This window comes from Mycetocola tolaasinivorans (genome assembly GCF_003667565.1).
Classification (GTDB): domain Bacteria; phylum Actinomycetota; class Actinomycetes; order Actinomycetales; family Microbacteriaceae; genus Mycetocola; species Mycetocola tolaasinivorans.
On sequence record NZ_RCUX01000008.1, the window covers coordinates 134198 to 154354 of the forward strand.

22 protein-coding genes are annotated in these 20157 nt (G+C 65.8%); 6 read left to right on the forward strand and 16 right to left on the reverse strand.

Translation table 11 applies throughout. The features are described from left to right. Positions 1 to 11: 11 nt before the first annotated feature. Positions 12 to 1673: a TIGR04028 family ABC transporter substrate-binding protein gene (locus D9V32_RS11470; protein ID WP_121649035.1), complete on the reverse strand. Its 1662-nt coding sequence runs from the start codon at positions 1671 to 1673 to the stop codon at positions 12 to 14. A 247-nt stretch (positions 1674 to 1920) separates the two neighbouring features. Here D9V32_RS11470 and D9V32_RS11475 point away from each other — a divergent pair, with 247 nt between their 5' ends. Together D9V32_RS11475 and D9V32_RS11485 are read left to right on the forward strand one after the other, a co-directional pair. Next, a complete protein-coding gene (locus tag D9V32_RS11475; RefSeq protein ID WP_121649093.1) occupies positions 1921 to 2646 on the forward strand; it encodes an SDR family oxidoreductase in 726 nt (241 codons plus the stop codon). A 409-nt stretch (positions 2647 to 3055) separates the two neighbouring features. Next, entirely contained in the window at positions 3056 to 3502 is a 447-nt protein-coding gene (locus tag D9V32_RS11485) for a murein hydrolase activator EnvC family protein (RefSeq protein ID WP_121649037.1), read from the forward strand. Between the two features lie 362 nt (positions 3503 to 3864). Here the strand turns inward: D9V32_RS11485 and D9V32_RS11490 are convergent, their stop codons facing one another. The 6 genes from D9V32_RS11490 to D9V32_RS11515 all read right to left on the reverse strand — a co-directional run bounded on the left by D9V32_RS11490 (position 3865) and on the right by D9V32_RS11515 (position 10418). Continuing rightward, the gene (locus D9V32_RS11490) at positions 3865 to 4851 is read right to left on the reverse strand and encodes a tyrosine recombinase XerC (RefSeq protein WP_121649038.1); all 987 of its coding nucleotides are present in this window, start codon (positions 4849 to 4851) and stop codon (positions 3865 to 3867) included. Between the two features lie 49 nt (positions 4852 to 4900). Then, positions 4901 to 5995, reverse strand: coding sequence for a hypothetical protein (locus tag D9V32_RS11495; protein ID WP_147440459.1), 1095 nt, complete (start codon positions 5993 to 5995; stop codon positions 4901 to 4903). Positions 5996 to 6186: 191 nt separating this feature from the next. Beyond that, a complete protein-coding gene (gene dprA / locus D9V32_RS11500) occupies positions 6187 to 7881 on the reverse strand; it encodes a DNA-processing protein DprA (protein ID WP_121649040.1) in 1695 nt (564 codons plus the stop codon). A 27-nt stretch (positions 7882 to 7908) separates the two neighbouring features. Further along, positions 7909 to 9489 (reverse strand): YifB family Mg chelatase-like AAA ATPase, encoded by a 1581-nt coding sequence (locus D9V32_RS11505; protein ID WP_121649041.1) that lies wholly within the window; start codon positions 9487 to 9489, stop codon positions 7909 to 7911. After that, complete coding sequence (locus D9V32_RS11510) at positions 9486 to 9842, reverse strand: YraN family protein (RefSeq protein ID WP_121649042.1); 357 nt, start codon at positions 9840 to 9842, stop codon at positions 9486 to 9488. Before D9V32_RS11510 ends, D9V32_RS11505 begins: the two co-directional genes overlap by 4 nt. 123 nt (positions 9843 to 9965) lie before the next feature. Beyond that, the gene (locus D9V32_RS11515; RefSeq protein WP_121649094.1) at positions 9966 to 10418 is read right to left on the reverse strand and encodes an Lrp/AsnC family transcriptional regulator; all 453 of its coding nucleotides are present in this window, start codon (positions 10416 to 10418) and stop codon (positions 9966 to 9968) included. A gap of 103 nt (positions 10419 to 10521) precedes the next feature. Between D9V32_RS11515 and D9V32_RS11520 the strand changes: the two genes are divergently transcribed. Both D9V32_RS11520 and D9V32_RS11525 read left to right on the forward strand, forming a co-directional pair. Then, on the forward strand, positions 10522 to 11145 hold the full coding sequence (locus D9V32_RS11520; protein ID WP_121649043.1) for a LysE family translocator: 624 nt from the start codon (positions 10522 to 10524) through the stop codon (positions 11143 to 11145). Between the two features lie 132 nt (positions 11146 to 11277). Then, entirely contained in the window at positions 11278 to 12318 is a 1041-nt protein-coding gene (locus tag D9V32_RS11525; protein WP_121649044.1) for a YeiH family protein, read from the forward strand. Positions 12319 to 12356: 38 nt separating this feature from the next. Here the strand turns inward: D9V32_RS11525 and D9V32_RS11530 are convergent, their stop codons facing one another. From D9V32_RS11530 to yczE, 7 genes are all read right to left on the reverse strand, one after another. After that, positions 12357 to 12953 carry a DsbA family protein gene (locus D9V32_RS11530; protein WP_245982286.1) on the reverse strand — a complete coding sequence of 199 codons (597 nt, stop codon included), beginning with the start codon at positions 12951 to 12953 and terminating at the stop codon, positions 12357 to 12359. Positions 12954 to 13124: 171 nt separating this feature from the next. Continuing rightward, the gene (locus D9V32_RS11535) at positions 13125 to 13448 is read right to left on the reverse strand and encodes a DUF2469 domain-containing protein (protein ID WP_121649046.1); all 324 of its coding nucleotides are present in this window, start codon (positions 13446 to 13448) and stop codon (positions 13125 to 13127) included. Between the two features lie 12 nt (positions 13449 to 13460). Next, a complete protein-coding gene (locus D9V32_RS11540; RefSeq protein WP_121649047.1) occupies positions 13461 to 14120 on the reverse strand; it encodes a ribonuclease HII in 660 nt (219 codons plus the stop codon). A 9-nt stretch (positions 14121 to 14129) separates the two neighbouring features. Then, positions 14130 to 14873 (reverse strand): signal peptidase I, encoded by a 744-nt coding sequence (lepB, locus tag D9V32_RS11545; protein WP_121649048.1) that lies wholly within the window; start codon positions 14871 to 14873, stop codon positions 14130 to 14132. Positions 14874 to 14956: 83 nt separating this feature from the next. Continuing rightward, on the reverse strand, positions 14957 to 15304 hold the full coding sequence (gene rplS, locus D9V32_RS11550) for a 50S ribosomal protein L19 (RefSeq protein ID WP_121649049.1): 348 nt from the start codon (positions 15302 to 15304) through the stop codon (positions 14957 to 14959). Between the two features lie 162 nt (positions 15305 to 15466). Beyond that, positions 15467 to 15967, reverse strand: a complete 501-nt coding sequence (locus D9V32_RS11555) for an MFS transporter permease (protein WP_147440460.1) — start codon at positions 15965 to 15967, stop codon at positions 15467 to 15469. 90 nt (positions 15968 to 16057) lie between these two features. Continuing rightward, positions 16058 to 16828, reverse strand: coding sequence for a membrane protein YczE (gene yczE, locus D9V32_RS16065; protein WP_147440461.1), 771 nt, complete (start codon positions 16826 to 16828; stop codon positions 16058 to 16060). Between the two features lie 34 nt (positions 16829 to 16862). Here yczE and yczR point away from each other — a divergent pair, with 34 nt between their 5' ends. Continuing rightward, positions 16863 to 18287, forward strand: a complete 1425-nt coding sequence (yczR, locus tag D9V32_RS11565; protein ID WP_121649052.1) for a MocR-like transcription factor YczR — start codon at positions 16863 to 16865, stop codon at positions 18285 to 18287. A 46-nt stretch (positions 18288 to 18333) separates the two neighbouring features. On the opposite strand, the gene D9V32_RS11570 is transcribed toward yczR, so the two are convergent. Next, positions 18334 to 18546: a hypothetical protein gene (locus D9V32_RS11570; RefSeq protein ID WP_121649053.1), complete on the reverse strand. Its 213-nt coding sequence runs from the start codon at positions 18544 to 18546 to the stop codon at positions 18334 to 18336. Between the two features lie 66 nt (positions 18547 to 18612). On the opposite strand from D9V32_RS11570, the gene map reads away from it, so the two are divergent. Then, positions 18613 to 19380, forward strand: coding sequence for a type I methionyl aminopeptidase (gene map, locus D9V32_RS11575; RefSeq protein ID WP_121649054.1), 768 nt, complete (start codon positions 18613 to 18615; stop codon positions 19378 to 19380). A 60-nt stretch (positions 19381 to 19440) separates the two neighbouring features. Here map and trmD read toward each other — a convergent pair whose 3' ends face one another. After that, positions 19441 to 20154, reverse strand: coding sequence for a tRNA (guanosine(37)-N1)-methyltransferase TrmD (gene trmD, locus D9V32_RS11580; protein WP_121649055.1), 714 nt, complete (start codon positions 20152 to 20154; stop codon positions 19441 to 19443). Positions 20155 to 20157: the final 3 nt, after the last annotated feature.

A 20157-nucleotide genomic window follows, 5' to 3' on the forward strand; every position in this document is an offset into this window, starting at 1 on the left:
GGGCTCGTGAGTTACTTCTTGTCGATCCAGACGCCGTCGAAGCTCGGGCGACCCACCGATTCGGAGGCGAATCCGTGCACGTAGGTGGCCGCGGCGAAGACCTGGGGCTCCTCGAAGAACGGGATCACGTAGGCCTCGTCCGCCAGGTACTTCTGGACGGTCTGGCTCGCCTCGATGCGGGCCTTCGGGTCGGCGGTGGAGGCCACAGCTTCCAGCAGCTCCTCGAGCTTCGGGTCACCGATCGACTGATCCGAGTTGTCGCGGTTCAGGAGGGTGTTGCGGTTCTTGGAGTAGAACTGGCTCTTGATGACGTCGAGGTCCGCGCGACCAACCATGGAGTGGTAGATCTGCACCTGGTCGGCATCCTGGATGGCCTTGGCGTAGGTGCCGGCATCGGCCTTGAGGATCTGCAGGTCAACACCCACCTTCTTCAGCTGCTGGCTGACGAGGGTCAGTGCGTCGAAGGAGCGCGGCTGCGGGGCTGCCTCGTTGACCACGAGGGTCAGCGGCTTGCCGTCCTTTTCGCGGATGCCGTTGCTGCCAAGCTTCCAGCCGGCCTCGTCGAGGAGGGTTTCGGCCTTCTTGGGGTCGTAGGCAAACTTATCCTCGGTGTTGACGTAGCCGAGTGCGGTCTTGCTGAGCACCGAGGTGGCCAGCGGATAGTTCTTGGTGTAGATGGTCTTGACCAGTTCGGCCCGGTCGATACCGGCAATCAGAGCCTGACGGACCCGAATGTCGGAGAGCTTTTCGTTGCGGAAACGCAGGCTGAGGCCGTTGTTCACACCGTTTGTCTGCGGGGCGAAGACCTCGAATCCGGCACCGGTGACCTGCGGCTCATCCTGAGCCTCGACGTTGCGGACGAGTCCGGCCTGGCCGGCGAGCAGCGCACCGACGCGAACACTCGCCTCGGGGGTCACTGTGATCTGGATGCGGTCGAGGTAGGGGCGGCCCTGATTGGACCAGCTCTTCGGGGCCCACTTGTAGTCCTTGCGGGCCACGAGGTCGAGACCGGTACCGATCTTCTCGTTCTCCACGGTGAACGGGCCGGAGCCGATGATGTTGGCGGCGTTACCCGGACCGAACTTCTCGAAGGTGAGGTCGAGCGTCTTGTCCGAGAGCAGGCCCGAGTTAATGGTCGAGGTGGCCTGCAGGAAACCGGGCGACGGGGCGGAGAAGTGGAACTTGACGGTGTTCTTGTCAACCACCTCGCTGCTCTCGTAGTTGTTGATGGCCTCGGAAACGGTGAGGCCGCGGGCGGGATCGCCCAGGCCGTAGAGGTCGAAGTTTTTGGCAACGACTGCGGCATCCAGCGGGGTGCCGTCGGAGAACGTCACGCCATCGCGGATGGTGAAGGTGTACTCGGTGGCGTCGGCGTTGGACTCCCACTTGGAGGCGATCCACGGCTCGAACTCGAGGGTCTTCGGGTCCTGATACACCAGGCGGTCGGCGATGTTGTTGACGATGCCGCCGTTGGGGTAGAAGCCGGCTCCCGGCGGGTACAGACCGGTGTGGGTCTGGTGCTCGAGGTAGACCAGGGTGCCTCCGGTAACGGGCGCACCCGCCTCGGTGCTGCTACCCGGCGCGGGCGACGCGTTAGCGGAGCATCCGGCGAGCGCGATGGCAAGCACCGTCGCGGCGGCGAGTCCGGCGAGAATGCGTCTCGGTTTAGGCATGTGTGTTTCTCCTGGCGATGTCCGTGCGGCCGCAAGGGGTGGCTCGACACGAGGGATGGTGGCTGTTGGGGTGGGTAAAAACGTAAACCTGACAGTACCGACGTATTCGCGCCAGAAAACGGGAATGACAAACTATGACCTCATGCGTCGTCACACATCCCCGTGGTCAGCGGGGCTCGCGAGCGTCGGGTAGGCGCGATAGCGTGAGGGGTGCGGGCCAGCCGTGAGCGCGCAGAAGGAGAGCACCATGAGCAGTTCGGATACCCGTTCCGTGGAGGGCGTTGCCCCTCGCCCCCGCGCGATTGTCACCGGTGCGACCGGCGGCATGGGGGCTGAGATTGTGCGGGATCTGAGCCGCACCCACGATGTGATCGCGCTGGGCCGTTCGGGTGAGAAGCTCGCGGAGCTGGCACTCCTTCCCGGCGTCGACTCCCGCCGCGTGGATCTCGCGCGGCCGGAGACGATTGGTGCCGAGCTGGGTGACGCCAGTGCCGTGGATGTGCTGGTTCATGCGGCCGCCATCGGTGCCGCACACAGCGTCGAGACGGCCTCCCCCGCCGACTGGGCCGCGCAGCTCACCCTCAACGTGGTGGCCGCTGCGGAACTCACCCGCATCCTGCTGCCGACGCTGCGTGAGCGAGCCGGCACGGTAATCTTCATCGGCTCGGGCGCGAGCACCCGCCCCGTTCCGGGTAGCGTGGTCTATGCCGCAAGCAAGCACGCGCTGCGCGCCCTTGCCGACACGCTGCGCATCGATGAGGAGCCACACCGGATTCGCGTGGCCACCGTCGCCCCGGGCCAGACCGACACCGAAATGCTGCGCTCCCTCGTTCCGCCGTCTTCTTACACGCCGGAGCGCTATATTCAGCCCTCCTCGGTGGCCGCGGCCGTGCGCTTCGTGGTGGATGCCCCGGCTGATGTCCAGCTGACCGACATTGCGGTGCGTCCGCGGCAGGAAATCGCGCGACTCTAGCGGCCGGGCGGCGCACTCGGGCCCTCACCCGTTTACACAGGCGAGGGCTCCAGCTCGGTTGTGCACATTCTGTGTCCGTGGGCCCCACTCGCCGCGGTATTCACCGAGGATCGACACCATGACGATCTTCCCATTCTCCCCGGTTCGCGCGCTGGGTACTGCCGCGCTCACGCTCACGGTGGGCTTGTCGCTCGGCACGGGCACGGGCACTGGCGCTGGCGCTGGCGCTGGCGCTGGCGCTGGCGCTGGCACTGTATCCCGCGCCCAGCCACTCGCCGACCCACCGCACGCAGCAATCCGTGTGGTTTCCCTCTCTTCCACACCCTTGGCACCTCCCTCCCGCCTCGCCTTTTCCACCCCTTCAGCCGTTTTTGTCCCTTCAGCCGTTTCTCCCCCCGCAGGCGAGGGGGTGGAACACGCTCGCGGGGTTCTTCAGGCGGGGCGCACATCGCGCTGGCCGTGGCCGATCCCGCCGCCGACGGTGGCACTCTGGGAGTTTCAGGCGCCCGAAACACCCTGGGGACCCGGCCGACGCGGTATCGCACTGTCGGCCACGATGGGCGAGGTGGTGCGCGCTCCGGCGGTGGGCACCATTGCGTTTGTGGGTACGGTGGTCAACCGCCCGGTGCTGTCGATCGAGCACCCCGGCGGGCTGCGCACCACGTATGAGCCGCTGTCCTCCGAGGCAGAGGCGGGGCAGCCCGTCGCCCAGGGTGACGTTCTGGGCGTCGTTGCCTCGGGCGGGGTGTGCCCCACCGAGTGCCTGCACGTGGGAGTGAAACTCAACGATGAGTATGTCAATCCCCGGCTCTATTTTGGGGCCTCGGTTCGCGTCTTTCTGTTGACTCCAAACTAGGCTCGACTTCCTGTGTGGAAACACCCAAACGGACGAAATTGAAAATAAGGCTTGCCTAACCTAATGTTTATCATTAGATTGTGTATCACGAACGGATCAGGTTCAGCTATCGCCCGATAGTGATCCGTTCGCCGTTTGTCGCAAACGGACGCAACGCATCCTGGCAAGACCGCAACAGGCTGCCCGCCACTACCTCGGCGGGCAGCTGCGGCCGCCGGGGTGCCCTTCTGTTTTTCGGGCGGGGTGCCGTGCCCGGGGTGCTGGTTGCGCGGATGTGCGAGCCGGTAGGCGGCACAGTCGAGTTCAGGCCGTTAGGCGCGCGGGTGGGCAAGCCGGTAGGCGGCACAGTCGAGTTCAGGCCGTTAGGCGCGCGGGTGGGCAAGCCGGTAGGCGTCTTGGAGGCGTTCGCGCGAGACGTGGGTGTAGATCTGGGTGGTGCCGAGGGAGGCGTGTCCGAGCATTTCTTGGACGGTGCGGAGGTCCGCTCCCCCGTCGAGGAGGTGGGTGGCGGCGCTGTGCCGAAGCGTGTGTGGGCCGGAGGTGGGTGAACCGGGAAGGGCACCGAGTCGAGTGGTGACGATGCCGTAGGCGGCCCGTGTGCCGAGTGCTCCGCCGCGGGCACCGAGGAATACGCGGTCGTTCGCGCGCGCCGGGTCACCTGCGACCAAGGACGTGGCGGCGGAGTCGGTGACTGCGGCGGTGTTTCGGCGGGCTTTTTCTTCGGCGATATGGGCGAGGCCGGGTCGGGCCCGCACGAGGTACGCCTCGAGGGCGGCTCGGGCGGGGGCGCCGAAGGGCACGATGCGTTCCTTGCCGCCCTTTCCCCAGACGCGGAGGGTGAGGCGCTGGTGGTCGATGTCGTGTGGGCTGAGTGTGCAGAGTTCGGCGACGCGGATTCCGGTGGCGTAGAGCACCTCGAGGATTGCGCTGTCGCGCAGTGCGAGGGGGTCGTTGGTTTCGGCGGCGTGGGTGCGGAGGTCGTCGAGGAGCTCACGCAGTGCGTCCTGAGGCACCACCTTGGGGAGCGTGCGCCCGGCGCTGGGTGCACGGAGCCGTGCGGCGGCGTCATGGGACGTTTTCCCGGTTCTTGCCAGCCAGGCACTCCAGCCTCGTACCGATGCCGCGTGCCGGGCAAGGCTGCGTGGGGCGAGTCCGTTTCGGCTGAGCTGCCACAGCCAGTCGCGGAGGAGTTCGAGGCTGATGCCTGCGCAGTCGTCGATGTCGCGTTCCTCGGCAAACTGCGCGAGGGCACCGAGGTCGGACGCGTATGCCGTAACCGTGGCGGGCGAGTAGCCGCGCTCAAGTTGTACGACGTCGAGGTATTCCTCGATCGACCTCCGAATGTCCATGGTTCCATGGTGTCACAGACCGGCAGAGGCCGCGCCCAATCTCAGTTTTCTAGTCTTTGACCAGGCGGAACCTTCCCAGCCTAATGATCTCTCGTGCCCTCGCACCGTCAATTGGAGCGCTCTCAGTACGGGTCTTTTCCAGGATGTTCTCTAGCTGATCGACGAGTTCCCGGAGACGCTGCTCTTCGGAGACCTGACTGATTTTGACCTCGTGCGCCGCCCTGATCTGGTGCTCCGCCCCCGTTTGCGCGGACCGATAGACGCGATACCACAAGCGGGCGCGGTTACCTCGAAATACCGCGTATGCCAACACAACAACCATTTCCACCACCGCCACGATAATGACCATCAGCCATGGACTTCCCCAGCCGGAGCTGGAGATAAGAACCTCCGGCTGGTCCAGGGCCATCCAAACGACTCCGACCAAGAGAATTGCAGAAACCCCCGCGGGCCAGATGAATCGGAGTCGATATCTACGTGCCGCCCTGTAGTAGATCCTCAACGAGTTCACAATGCCCTGCCGCCGTCCCTGCGAGTTTTCCGATTTGGTCAGAGCTGCTTCTAGCGCGGTGGTTCTGCGGACACGCTGGTCCTCCCCCCGGGTGTTCTTCTCCCTCGGACGTCCCGGCGCTACCCCCATTGTGTAGGCGGCCTTTCTCTGCACCCAGTTTTTGAGCTGAGTGTCGAGATCCTCGGGTTTCAACGATGCCTGCTCTGGGGCGCTAATGTACTCCTCCGCGGCGGCACGAATTGAGAAGGGGTCCTGCGCAAGGCTGATCGAGTCGCTCCGATCCTTGAAAAACACCCACAAGATGAACAGCAGTGTCACGGCCCCCGCGAAGAACAGGACAACCCCGATGAAGGGATTCCAGAGGTGGGAAGACTCGTCTGCTCCCCCGTCCGGCGTGAGACCTTTGAAGATAAAGGAGGCGGAGAGACTAATGAACAACCCAGAATAGAGCGCGCCCAGCGCCGGGGCGATAACGGTCTGGCTCTGTCTTGCTTCGAACTGAATGCGGCTAAAGCTCCGCCTTTTCGGTTCTCGAATAGACGACCAGGTGACAATCTCTACGACGACTAGCAGAAGGCACCACACCACTCCGCTCAACCCGATGACGAGCGTCAACAACATAATAACGTTCATTTTCCCCTTCAATTTGGGCAGCTCTGCCCGGCACGCGGACTGGTTCCCCCAGTAATCCAGATCAGTCCATGAGTGTGAATTACGTTCTCTCCCAAAACACAATTCATCGGGAGTTCCCAGTCAATTCAGACTCGACCAACCTAATTGAACCAGGCGTGCAGGTTCAACACGTACGGCATTCGTTTCACCTCCTATCTGTGCTTTTCGGCGTCGCGGAGGGTCCAGCCGTCGGAACCCCCGCCAATTTCGCCCTGGACCGCGAGGAGACCGAGTGCGGAGCGCACGGTTTCGTGGGACAGCCCCGAATCGACCGCGATTTCCTCGGCGCTTCGCGGACGGCGGCGGCTGAGACTGTCGCGAACCCGGGCGACCTCCACCGATTCCACGGCTCGCGCTCGGGCCGAGAGCGGTGGCGGGACCCCTCCCACGCGAGTTCGCGAGAACGGGGTGCGCCTCTGCGAGGTGACGGCGGGCGCCGCTGATTCCGGGTTGGGGTTGATCGCCTCGGCTCCGCCCTGGTTTCGTTCGACTTCGGCGGTGGGCGTGCCCTCGCCTTCCTCGCCCGCGGATGTATGACGAGGATTTTGGGGGCTAACACCGGCTGTTTTATCCCCGGGCGCGCTGCTCGATGCACCGCCAGCGTGGTCGCCGGATGCGGCGAGATTGATGCCTGGGCGAGCGCGGGCACGGTTGTCGGCTTCGGGAGGCAGGGCGGAGCCCGAACCGCCACCGGGCACTTCGACCGCTTCGACACCGGGAGGCTGGCTGGAACCTCGGCGAGTATCAGCGTCCGTGCGAGGATGGACGCCCGCGGGTGCGCTGGGGCCGGTGAGGGGTTCGATGAGTTCCACGACGGTGTCGACGTCGGTGATGAGCGCGGCCGCATAGTCGCGGATGAGGCGATGGCAGCCGGCCGAGGTGGTGCTCGTGACCGGGCCGGGAACGGCCCCGAGGGGGCGTCCGAGCGAGGCCGCATGGTTGGCCGTGTTGAGCGAACCGGAGCGCTGCCCCGCCTCCATCACCACGGTGCCGCGGGTGAGGGCGGCGATCAGTCGGTTGCGCTGCAGGAACCTCCAGCGGGTGGGTGCCGTGCCGTTGGGAACCTCGGAGATCACGGCGCCATCGCGTACGACGCGGGCAAGGAGGTCGGCGTGCCCGCTCGGATAGGGGCGGTCGGCTCCTCCGGCCACGATTGCGATGGTTTGGCCGTGACTCGCAAATGCGGAACGGTGCACGATGGCGTCGATGCCGTAGGCTGCGCCGGACACCAGGCAGTAGCCGCGGACGGCGAGGCCGGACGCGATCTCGAGGGTCACCTCCTCGCCGTACCGGGTTGAGGCGCGCGCACCCACGAGCGCGACGGAGTTGCGTGCCGACTCGATGGTGTCGAGGTTGCCGCGCACCCAGAGGCAGAGCGGTGTGTGCAGGCGAAGGTCGTTCAGGGCGAGGGGCCACTCGTGATCGAACGGGCCGAGGACGAGAGTTTCGGTGCGCTGGGCGCGCTCGAGGAGGTCAAGGACTCGATTGGCGACGAGGCGTGGCTGCCAGCGTTCCAGTGCCCGGTGCATACCGTCGAGGGTTGTGGCCGAGTCGAGGTCGCCCGCGTGACGCTCCAGCAGAATCGAGGCCCAGTAGTGCGCGGATTCGTCGCGCACGAGCGCATCCAGCGCGGCGGTGGCCCCGAGGATGTTGATGAGCTCGGAGGCGGTGGAGTCTCCGGGCTCGACGATTGATGACCAGGCCGCGCGCGCAAACGTATCGATGTGGTCTCGGGCGTCATCGGTGTTGGTATCGGACAGGGCGTCCCGCGAGGTCTGACGCACCGCGCGTGCGGCGTTAATGACGCGGTCGCGGGGAAGACCAAATACCGTGGGTGGGATGGGCATGGTTCGCCTCTCTGTTTTGCCTGGTGGTCACACGGTGAGGCCGTCTCTGAGGAAGAGGGCCTCCCCGATGTCGTCGAGGGTGGGGGCCGCGTGGGCGCCGAGGTCGGCGACCGTCCAGGCGACGCGAAGCACGCGATCGTAGCCACGCATACTCAGTCGACCCGCGGCGAAGGCCTTGTCTAGCGGCGAGAGCATCGCCGAGGAAACCCGGTGGGTGCCCTCGCGCAACCAGCTTCCGGGCACGTCGGCGGTGCGGGTCCAGGGAGTGTCTCGGAGGCGATGGGCCGCGCGTTCACGAGCGAGTCTGACGTCCTCGCGGAGCGCCTGATGGTCATACCGGGGTGAGTCTCTGGCGAGGTTGAGCTGCGCCGAGGTGATGGGGTGAACGCGCACCTGAATGTCGATTCGGTCGAGTAGCGGCCCCGAGAGCCGGCCACGATAGCGCCGGACGGACTGCGGCGGGCAGTCACACCGGCGGGCCTTCTCGCCGTGGTAGCCACACGGACAGGGGTTGGCGGCGAGTACCAGTTGAAATCGGCCGGGAAACGTGGCTGCTCCGATGGCGCGATGAATCACGATCTCGCCGGTTTCGAGCGGCTGACGGAGCATGTCGAGCACGTGGGCGGGAAACTCCGCCGCCTCATCGAGAAAGAGCACGCCGTGTGCCGCGCGCGCCGCGGCACCGGGGCGGATCAGCGTGCTTCCCCCACCGATGATCGACGCCACCGAGGCGCTGTGGTGCGGTGCCTCCCAGGGCGGACGAACCGGGATACCGGAATCGAATCTGGCGCCGTCCAACGACTGTACGGAGGCGACCTCCAGGGCGACGTCGATCGGGAGATCTGGAAGCAGTGAGGGCAACCGGGCTGCGAGCATCGATTTGCCGGTACCCGGCGGCCCCACCATGCCGAGGTGGTGCCCACCCGCGGCGGCCGTGATCAGCGCCTTGACCGCGTCGGTCTGGCCCAGGACATCGGCCAGGCTGGGCTCGGGCGGGGAGCGGATCAGTGCGGACGCCGTGCCGGCCGATGCCGGCTCCGTCGATTTCTCGAGCCCTCCCCGCATGAGCGGGGCATCGTGATCTTCGGGCTCGAGATCGGCGCCGTGCCAGATGGCGGCGGCCCGCAGCGATTCGATGGGGATTATCTCGGTGTCGGGCACGAGTTCGGCCTCGGCACGGTTGGCCGCCGGCACCATGATGCGGGGATACCCGGCATCCCGCGCGGCCAATACCGCCGGAAGGATGCCCGGCGTGGCCCGCAGGCGGCCGTCGAGGCTCAGCTCGCCCAGGTGTACCACGCTGGCCACCGAGGCGAGCGGGAGGCGGGCATCGGCCGCGAGGCACGCCAGCGCAATCGCGAGGTCGAACCCCGCCCCTGCTTTGGGAAGACCCGCGGGAGAGAGGTTGACCGTGATGCGGCCGGTGGGCAGCCGGCAGCCCGAGTTGTTGGCGGCGAGGCGCACCCGCCCCTCGGCCTCCCCGAGCGAGCGATCCGCGAGCCCGATGATGACCAGGCGTGGCAGGCTCTGCGAGACGTCTGCCTCTACCTCGACCATCGAGCCCTGAATACCGAGCAGCGAAACCGCCCAGGTTCTTCCCACGCTCACGAGATGTCTCGCAGGTGTTCGATTTCGGCGGGGCCGGCGCCGCGCAGGATGATGCCGATGACATCCAGCTGCACGCGCTCGTGCAGGCCCGCCTGCTCTCGCCAGTGCACCCCCACGGCGTTCATCCGCGCAAGCTTTTTCGCCGTGATCGCCTCGAACGGATGGCCGGCGAGCAGACCACGCCGTGTCTTCACCTCGACCATGGCGATGACACCGGTGGTGCCGTCTCGGGCGATGATGTCGACCTCGCCCGCGATGCAGCGCCAGTTGCGCTCGACGATTTCGAAACCGTGCGCGCTCAAATACTCCACCGCGAGGTTTTCACCGTCGCGCCCTACGTCCTGATTGGCCATCGTTTTGCCTCCTGCTACCAGGCTGAACGATGCGGCACTCGGGTGGGCGGTGCGCAGTGATTATGTGCACAAGAGATTCAGATCCGCCCCCTGTGGGAAACAGAACAGAAAAAGCCCGAGGTCCTACAGCGGCACCGTACCCTCGGCCCCCAGGCGCTTCATCACCATCGTGGAGGTCAGCCTCTGCACGCCCGGAAGCGCGCCCAGCTCGGTGTCGTAGAGCTCCTGGTACGCGGCCATGTCGCGGGTGAGCACGCGCATCATATAGTCGGGCTCACCAAACAGTCGCTGCGCATCGACGACGTTTGGGATCGCCACGACCGCCTCCTCAAACGCGGTGATGGTGTGCAGATCCGTATGACTCATCGTCACGAAGATCAGCGCCTCGAAGGTCAACCCCACCGCCGCACGGGCAACCACCGCACGGTAGCGCTCGATCGCACCGGACTGCTCCAGATCACGCAGGCGGCGATGGCAGGAGGACAGGCTCAGCCCCACGCGCGTGGCGAGATCCGTGGCACTCATCCGGCCGTCCTCCTGCAGGAGTGAAAGAATCTCCCGGTTAATTGCGTCCATGGCACCCATTCTTCCAGCATTCCCCGCTGGTCGCGACTATTTACGGAGCACCTCCCGCCATATTTTGCCTAGAATCTTCGATCAGATACCGAAAGTAGGCCCCGTGAACCCCACACTCATCGCACAGTTTTGGCTCGTTGCGGTCCTCCTGGTGCTCACCCCCGGGGCCGACTGGGCCTACGCGATCGCGGCCGGGCTGCGAGCTAAATCGGTCGCTCCGGCAATCCTCGGCATGGCCGCCGCTTACAGCCTCGTCGTCGTAGTGCTCGCCCTCGGGGTGGGCGCGCTCGTCACCGCGCAGCCGATCACGCTCACCGTGCTCTCCCTCCTCGGCTCGGGCTACCTGATCTACCTCGGCACCAGCACGGTCCTGCAGCGCTCCGAGGGCCTCGCCGCAAGCGATCGCCCGCTCAACACCAGCGCGCTCCCCCAGTTTTTGCGCGGCATGGCGGTCAGCGGTCTCAACCCCAAGGGGCTCCTTCTCCTGCTGACGCTCCTTCCGCAGTTTCTCAGCCCGACCGGATGGCCGGCATCCGGGCAGATGCTCGTGCTCGGCAGCCTGCACGTGATCAACGGCATCGTGGTCTACACGATCGTCGCCCTGCTGGCACGCAAGCTCCTGCGCACGCGCCCCCGCGCCAGCCAGATCGTGACCCGCGGTGCCGGCGTCGCAATGCTCGCCGTGGGCATCGGGATACTCGTCGAACAGGCGGTACGCGTCTTCTAAAACGACCGGATACGCGTGACGCCTGCGGGCTCGCGCGCGTCGCCTCCCGCCTGCGCGGATTCCATCGAAAAAGACGCTAGCGTAGAGCGCGCACACCCGCGCCACAAGAGACAACCCGCAGAGAGGCCCCACGTGAACAGGACCACGCTCGGCACCAGGATCCGCGCCCTCGCGCCCGGGCTGGGTATCGCGCTTCTCGCCGCGATCATCGCGTTTGGCGTGCACACGCTCACCCCGAGCGTTCCGGCGCTCACCTGGGCGGTACTGCTCGGCATCGTCGCCGCCAATGTGCCCGTCACCGCGCGCATCCTCTCGGGGACTGCCAAACCGGGTATCGGGTTCGCAGCCAAGAAGTTCATGCGCCTCGGCATCGTGCTGCTCGGCCTCAAGCTCAGCATCGTGGACGTCCTGAACCTGGGCTGGGGCACGCTCCTCGTCATCATCGGGATCGTGATTATCACCTTTGCCGGCACCCTCCTCGGCGGAAAGCTCCTGCGGCTTCCCGGCGATCAGCCGATTCTGATGGCCGCCGGCTTTGCGATCTGTGGGGCCTCGGCGATCGGCGCGATGAGCGCCGCCACGGGAGCCAAGAGCAAGGATGCCACCGCACCGATCGCAATGGTGACGCTGTGCGGCACCCTCGCCATCGCCGTGCTCCCGCTTGCCGGGCACCTGATCGGGCTCACCCCGGTGGAGTTCGGATTCTGGGTGGGCGCGGGCGTCCACGATGTGGGCCAGGTCGTGGCCACCGCGCAAACCGCCGGCGCGAGCGCCCTCGCGATCGCCGTACTCGTGAAGCTCACCCGCGTACTCATGCTGGCACCGATGGTGACCGCCACCACCCTCGTGGTGCGTGCCCGTGCCCGCCGAAACCCCGCCACCGCCACCATCGAGGAGCGGGTTCTTCCGCCGATCGTGCCGCTCTTTGTGGCCGGCTTCCTACTCATGGTCGCGCTGCGAAGCGTGGGCGTGGTCTCCCCCACCCTGATCGATATCGCTGGGCACGCCCAGGACTGGCTGCTCGCCCTCGCGCTGTTTTCCCTCGGTGCCGGCGTCCGCATCGGCGAGCTGCGACGCGGCGGCGCACGCACCGCCCTGCTGGCGCTCGGCTCGTGGATCCTGATCGCCGTACTCGCGCTAGCGGCCGTCGAGATCCTGCAGCCGGGCAGCTAGATCCCGCAACCCGGCAGCGAGATCACACAGCCGAACGGCTAGGCGCGCGCCTTGAGGGCGGCGTCGATGGCGTCGCGAATATCGTCGAGGGACGTCAGGCGAATCAGTCGGTCGTCCACAAAGATGGATGGCGTGCCCTGCAGGCCGAGCTCCACCGCGGCGTCAAAGTCATACCGCACCCGATCCTCGGTGGCCGGATCGGCGATGGCGGCATCGTAGGCAGCCATGTCGAAGCCGAGCTCCTCGGCATACCCGCGGAAGACGTTTGCGCGAGACTCGTCGCTGTGGCTCCACTCCTCCTGGGAGTCCAGGAGCTTGTTGTACATTTCCTCGAGCTTGCCCTGCTGTGCCGAGGCCTCGGCGGCCAGCGCTGCGGGGCCCGAGTTGGGGTGCCCCGGCAGCGGGAAGTATCGCAGCACAAACTGCACCTTGCCACCGTACTCGGCGCGCAGGTCTTCGACGTAGGGGTGCACCGCGGCGCAGGCCTCACACTCGAAGTCGAGGAACTCGGTGAGCACCACGGCGTTCTCATCGGCCTCACCGATGCGGTGGCTGTTTTCGGCGACCGACGAGACGACGGGCCCGCCGGATGCCGATGGGCTGGGTGCGGCCTCGTTCTGGAATGGCTTTACCATCCACAAAATCACCGCCCCCAATACGATGAGGAGGACAACTACTACGGCAATTTGAATTCGAGTACTGGTACGCATCGTGTTTCGAGCCTACCCGATGACACAAGCATCACAATAAAAGTGGCGCATCCCGGACAGTCCCGGAACGCGCCACGTCTATACGTCGGTCACTCGCTACTTACCGAGCGAGAGATCCTTCGGAATTTCAAAATCACTGGGGTTGAGCTCCTCCACGTTCACGTCCTTGAACGTGAGCACGCGAACCGACTTTACAAAGCGGTCCGAACGGTAGATGTCCCACACCCAGACGTCGTTCATCGTGATCTCAAAGTAGAAGTCGTGCTCGGTGTCCTGGCGTACGAGGCTCACCTCGTTGGCGAGGTAGAACCGACGCTCGGTCTCGATCACATACTTGAACTGGGAAACCACATCGCGATACTCGCGGTACAGGGCGAGCTCGACCTCGCGGTCGTAGTCCTCAATCTCGTCATCATCCATGGTGCCTCTATCCTAGACGTTTTCGGGCGTCGTATACGCGCTGAGCCAGGTCGCACGGTGCTGTGGGGTCAGCCCGTGCTGGCGCAGCGCCTCCAGATGGGTCGGCGAACCATACCCCTTATTGCTCGCCCAGCCGTACTGGGGGAAGGCCGCGTCCTGCTCCTGCATCAGGGTGTCGCGCTCGACCTTCGCGATGATCGACGCGGCAGCCACCGAGACACAGTCTCGGTCGGCCTTCACCCGGGTGCGCACATCCAGCGGGCTCGCGAGGCCGGGTGAGAGCCAGTCGTGCGAGCCATCGAGCAGGATCGTGGCACCCGCCACATCGGCACCCGCGGCGTGCAGTATGCCGAGGGCGCGCTTGCCGGCAAGGGCCAGCGCGGGCACAATACCGATGGCGTCAACCTCTTCGGCACTCGCCATCCCCACGGCGTGCAGGGGTGCCCAGACGCGCACCAGGGGTTCGAGCACGATACGCTTCTTCTCGCTCACGAGCTTTGAATCGCGCAGGCCGTCCGGTGGTGTGCCAAGACCCGGAATAAACACGGCCATGCCGACCGCGACCGGGCCGGCCACCGCACCACGGCCCACCTCATCGCAGCCGATGACCAGGCGCGATCCGGTTGCCAAAAACAGCGTTTCCACCTCATCGGTGGGCAAAACTACGGGCATAGAGCGGTGCTACTTCTTTCCGACGCCGTCAAACACCTCGGGATAGTTGCCGAGGCCGCCCCAGCGGTCAAAGGGCCAGGTGATGACAAATGCGCGGCCAACCACGTTCTTGATCGGCACGAATCCCTTGGTGGGGCCCTGCTGGTTGAACCGGGAGTCGAGGGAGTCATAGCGGTTATCGCCCATGACCCAGAGGCTACCTTCGGGCACCACGACGTCGAAGTTGATCTCCGACACGCTCTGGTGGCCCTTTAGCTTCACGTAGGGTTCATCGAGCGGCACGCCGTTGACCATCATCTGGCCGAGGGCGTTGCAGCACTCAACACGGTCGCCGGGAAGGCCGATCACGCGCTTGATCAGGTGGTCGTTGCTGTCTGGTGAGGCCAGACCCACGAGCGAGAGCAGCCACTCGCCGCCCTCCACGATCGGGTTGCCGGGCTTCTTCTGCGGCGTCACGGGCAGCCATCCGCCCGGATCGCGGAAGACCACGACGTCACCGCGCTGAATCGGCACCAGGTTCGGCACCAGTTCGTTCACGAGGATGCGGTCATCCTTAATCAGCGTGTTCTCCATCGACCCCGAGGGGATGTAGAACGAACGCACCAGAAACGTCTTCACGAGGAACGATGCGAGTATCGCAATGACCACGATGACCGCGAGGTCGCGGACGAAGTACCATCCGCCGCGCTTCTTGGTAGCGCGCTGCGACCGACGCGAGGGAATGCTCTCCCCCGCCAGAGTGTTTTCTGTCATTTAACCGCCCAAGCTCCCCACCAGCATAGCGGTGGGGAGCCTGGTTATTCTGACGGCTTGCCGTGAGAGATATGAAGCAGCGCTTAGAAGTCGCGCTTCTCCTTGATCTTCGCCTTCTTACCGCGCAGCTCGCGCAGGTAGTAGAGCTTGGCGCGACGGACGTCACCGCGGGTGATGACCTCGAGCTTGTCGATCACCGGGGAGTGTACCGGGAAGGTACGCTCCACGCCGACCTGGAAGCTGACCTTGCGGACCGTGAAGGTCTCGCGAACGCCATCGCCCTGACGACGGATAACCGCGCCCTGGAAGACCTGGACACGAGAGCGGGTGCCCTCGATGATGTTTACGTGAACCTTGACGGTGTCACCGGCGCGGAATGCCGGGATGTCCGACTTCAGCGATGCTGCATCGACTGCGTCGAGGATATGCATTTTTGTTCGCTCTCTGTACCCGCCACAGGTCGACTACGAAAATAGAATTTTGATGTAGGTGTGTATCGCGTGGACGCCGGCTCCCCTGTGGCAGAGCGTGGCCGCGGCACAAGGGGTAATTATGTCACACTCCGGGCCGCGCACTCAACTTTGTGAGCGTCACTACTCGCGCGGACGCTCCTCGATCACGATGTACTCGCCATCGTCATCAAAACGTGGAGCGGTGTTTCCCGGTGCCCCGGACTGCTGCTGGGCAAGACGCTCAAACTCCGCCATGGCCTCACGGGTGCGCAGCGCGGCCTCGCGGAATAGCCGCCAGATGCCGTACCAGAGCGCGCCGAGGGCGATCACGATGCCGAGGAACCCGAAGACCGCCATCGACTCGCCGAAGAAGCCAAAACCGACAATGGAGATGTGCCAGGCCGCGAGGATCGCGACGTCCGCCCATTCGAGTGCCCGCTGGCGACGCACCTGGGCTCGCCCATAGAAGAGGAGCGAGACGGTGAGTAGGGCCACAAAGAGCACGGGCATCGCGAACAGGAGCCCGAGGAAATCCCAGCCGTTGCGGTTGCCGTCGAAGATGATCCAGCCCAGAAGCGGCCACAGCGGCAGAAGCACCACGGCCAGGAACATCCAGCGGAGGAAAATACGACGTACAAGCATGCTTCCAGGGTACGGCGTCCGCGGCCATCACGGTATGCCTGGAGGTCGTCCGGAGGGATGATTTCACCCAGGGCGTAGCGTGAGCGAATACTAGCGGGCTGGAAGCTCGATCGGCTCGGTGCCCGGGTGCGCAGGCGCGGTGTCCAGTGCAGGCGCGGTATCCAGCGTAGCCGTGGGGGCGGTCTTCCCCGGCAGGTTTACGTGCAGCAGCCGCAGCGAGAGCTGGATCAGTGGACCGATGCCGAGCGCAAAAACGATCGTGCCAACGCCGAGGCCACCGCCGAGACTCCAGCCGACCAGCGCCACGACCACCTCGATCGATCCGCGCACCTTCCACACCGTCCAACCAGTGCGGGCGGTAATGCCGGTCATGAGGCCATCACGCGGCCCGGGGCCGAGGCCCGCTCCGATGTAGAGCGCGCTGGAGAATGCGAGCAGCAGCATTCCGCCCACAAAGAGCGCAATGCGGGCGATCAGCGAGTCGGTGAGAGGCAGCACGGCGAGGGTGAGACCGGCGATGGGTCCCACGGTCAGCGCATTGACGAGGGTGCCGATGCCGGGTTTTTGGCGCAGCGGAATCCAGAGCAGCATGATAAGGAAGCTCAGCACCAGGACGCTCAGGCCGAAGTCCATTCCGGTACGGAACGAGAACCCCTGGGAGAGGACATCCCACGGCGAGAGGCCGAGCGCCGCCCGCACGAACAGGGCGATCGCGACGCCGTAGCCGATGAGCCCGAGGAGGAGTCGGGTGGTGCGCAGGAGGGGGTGGGATCCGGTCAGGAGGTGGTGCATGGGGTCCTTCTTCAGTGAGACATCCGGGCGACCGCCCGGCAGGATCCCATCCTCTCGACAAATTGGCACCTTCGAACAGTGCCACATTCGATAAAGTGGCACCATGTCACCCGCCACTCCGCTTCCGGTCTCCCCCGCCCGTCTCGTTCGAGAGCTCGGCGACTGGCAGCGCCCCGATCAGCCCACGTATCGAGCCCTCGCCGCCAGGATTCGGCTCCTGCTCCTTGATGGCCGCCTCGCGGTCGATACTCGGCTCCCGGCCGAACGTGATCTCGGCGCGCGTCTGGGCGTGAGCCGCAACACCATCGCGGCCGCGTATGCGGCGCTGCGCGAGGCCGGCTATCTGACCAGTGTGCGCGGCTCGGGTTCGCGCCTCTGCCTGCCGGGTGGGGCGCGCGGCGGCGCGGATCTCGGCCGCACCAGCGCAATCGACTTTCGCCGCGCGACGTTTACAGCCTATCCCGGGATCACCGATCTGTATGCCGAGGCGGTGGAGCGCATCCCCGCGCACATCGAGGAGTCCGGCTATGACATTCACGGGCTCCCGATGCTGCGCGAGGCGGTGGCGGCGCACTACGTGGGGCGCGGGATCCCCACCACATCCGAGCAGATCATCGTGACCAGCGGCGCGCAGCACGCACTCCACCTGGTCACGCGGGCACTCATTCGGCCCGGTGAGCGGGTACTGATCGAGCATCCGAGTTACGCGCACGCGTTTGACACCCTGATTTCCGGTGGTGCCCGGCTCCTTCCCCAGCCCATCGAGCCCGGCGGATGGGATATCTCGGCCACCGTCGACACGCTGCGTCGCACGCGCCCCGCGGCCGGCTACGTCATGCCCGACTTCCAAAACCCGAGTGGGGCGAGCCTCGCCGAGGAGGATCGCCGCACGCTCGCGCGAGCCGCCACACAGAGCGGAACCACGCTGATCGTGGACGAGACCACCTCCTGGCTCGACATCGATCGTGGCGAACGCACCGGCCTGGCCGCGTTCTCTGGCGACGTCGTGACCCTGGGATCGCTCGGGAAGGTGGTGTGGGGCGCGATGCGTATCGGCTGGATTCGCGCGCCGCGGCCGCTCGTCGACCGCATTCTCGCCGCTCGCTCGGCGGTGGACCTCGGCACCGCAATCCTGGAACAGATCGTGGCAACGCTCGCACTACGCGATATTGAGAGCGTGCTGGGGTTCCGCCGCACGCAACTGCGCGACAGCCGTGATCACCTGGTGAGCCTGATTCGCGAGCACTTCCCCGAGTGGACCCCACACGTGGTGGATGGCGGCATGTCACTCTGGCAGCACACCGGCCAGGTCTCGACCCTCGCCCTCGCGGATGCCGCCCGCGCCGAGGGTCTCGCGATCATCCCCGGCACCCGGTTCGGCGTGGATGGCGCGTTCGATCACCATCTCCGCCTCCCCTTCGGCTACACCCACGCGGACCTCACCGCGGGTGTGCTCGCGCTGCGCCGCGCAGCAGACGCGGTGGGTTCGCCAAGCGCCCAGCGGCGCGCCTTCGACCCCGTGGTCTAGCGGCACGGCTCAGCAGGGCCGAGCCCGCCGAGCAGGGGTCTGCCGCCTAGCCGAGCGTGTTTCGCGGATCACGGCCCGGCTGACGCACCTCGTGTCGAATCGCGAGCTGGGTGAGGAAACCGAGGATTCCGGCACCGGCAATTACCCATGCGCCAACGTTTTCGGGCGTCTGAATGCCCGCGATGATACCGCCCACGAGACAGACTGCCGCCACGGTGTACACGACCCAGCGAATGCGGTGCAGGAAGGGGATCCACATACCCTCACCCTACGGCACGCGCGCGGCCAGATGCGGGTGGGGCACCGCTCCTGCGAGAATGGAGGCATGATTGAACTGCGCACCCCCGAAGAGATCGAGCAGATGCGGCCAGCCGGCCGCTTCGTGGCCGAGGTCCTGACCGCCCTCGAGGAGAAGGCCGCGGTGGGTGTGAACCTGCTGGAGCTGGACGAGCTGGCTCACAAGATGATCCGGGATCGCGGTGCCGAATCCTGCTACATCGACTACCACCCCTCCTTCGGTGCGAGCCCGTTTGGCAGGGTGCTCTGCACCTCGGTCAACGACGCCGTGCTGCACGGTCTCCCCCACGACTACGTACTGCAGGATGGTGACCTGCTGAGCGTCGACTTCGCCGCCTCGGTAAACGGCTGGGTCTCCGACTCCGCGCTGTCCCTGATCGTGGGCACCGAGCGTCCCGAGGACCGCCGCCTGATCGAGGTCACCCAGAACGCTCTCGAGGCCGGCATCGCGCAGGCCGTGGTGGGTAACAAGATGGGCGACATCTCCAACGCCATTGGCGCGGTCGCGACCGTCGCCGGCTACAAGATCAACACCGACTTCGGCGGCCACGGGGTGGGTCGCACCATGCACGGCGAGCCGCACGTCCCGAACAAGGGCCGCCCGAACCGCGGATTCCCGCTGCGCGAGGGCCTGGTCATCGCGATTGAGCCGTGGTTCCTGCAGACCACCGATCTCCTCTTCACCGACCCCGACGGCTGGACCCTGCGCTCCGCCGACGGCTCCCGCGGCGCCCACCAGGAGCACACCGTCGCGATCACCGCCGACGGCCCGGTCATCCTGACCGCCCGCGACTAGCGAGTGCCCCACGCAAAACACCCCGTGCCACGGCACGGGGTGTTTTGCATTACATAACGCTTAGTTTGTGAGATCCGGCGGCAGGAGGTCCGGACGCACGCGACGGGTGCGCTCAACCTGCTGCTCGTGACGCCACTTATCAACGGCACCGTGGTTGCCCGAGAGCAGTACCGGCGGCACCTCACGCTCGCGCCAGGTGGCGGGCTTGGTGTAGCTGGGGTACTCCAGCAGGCCGTCCTCGTGGGATTCCTCGACGAGGGATTCCGGGTTGCCAACCATGCCGGGGATGAGGCGACCGATGGCCTCGATCATCGCCAGCACGGCGACCTCGCCGCCGTTCAGCACGTAGTCACCGAGGCTCACCAGGCGCACGCGCGCCTGGGTTGCCGTGTGATCAAACACGCGCTGATCGATGCCCTCGTAGCGGCCGCAGCCGAACACGAGTGCGGGCTCCAGGCTGAGCTCACGCGCCATCTTCTGGTCAAAAACCTCGCCCGCGGGCGACGGGAAGATCACCAGCGGCGAATCATCCGAGGCCACGGCGTCGGCACCGAGAATGGAGTCGAGGGCCTCGCCCCAGGGCTCGGGCTTCATGACCATGCCCGCGCCGCCACCGTAGGGGGTGTCATCCACCGTGCGGTGACGATCATGGGCGTGATCGCGCAGGTTGTGCACGTTCATGTCGATCAGACCCGACTGGCGGGCCTTCCCGAGCAGCGACACGTTGAGTACGTCGAAGTACTCCGGAAAAATGGAGACGATATCGATCTTCATGGC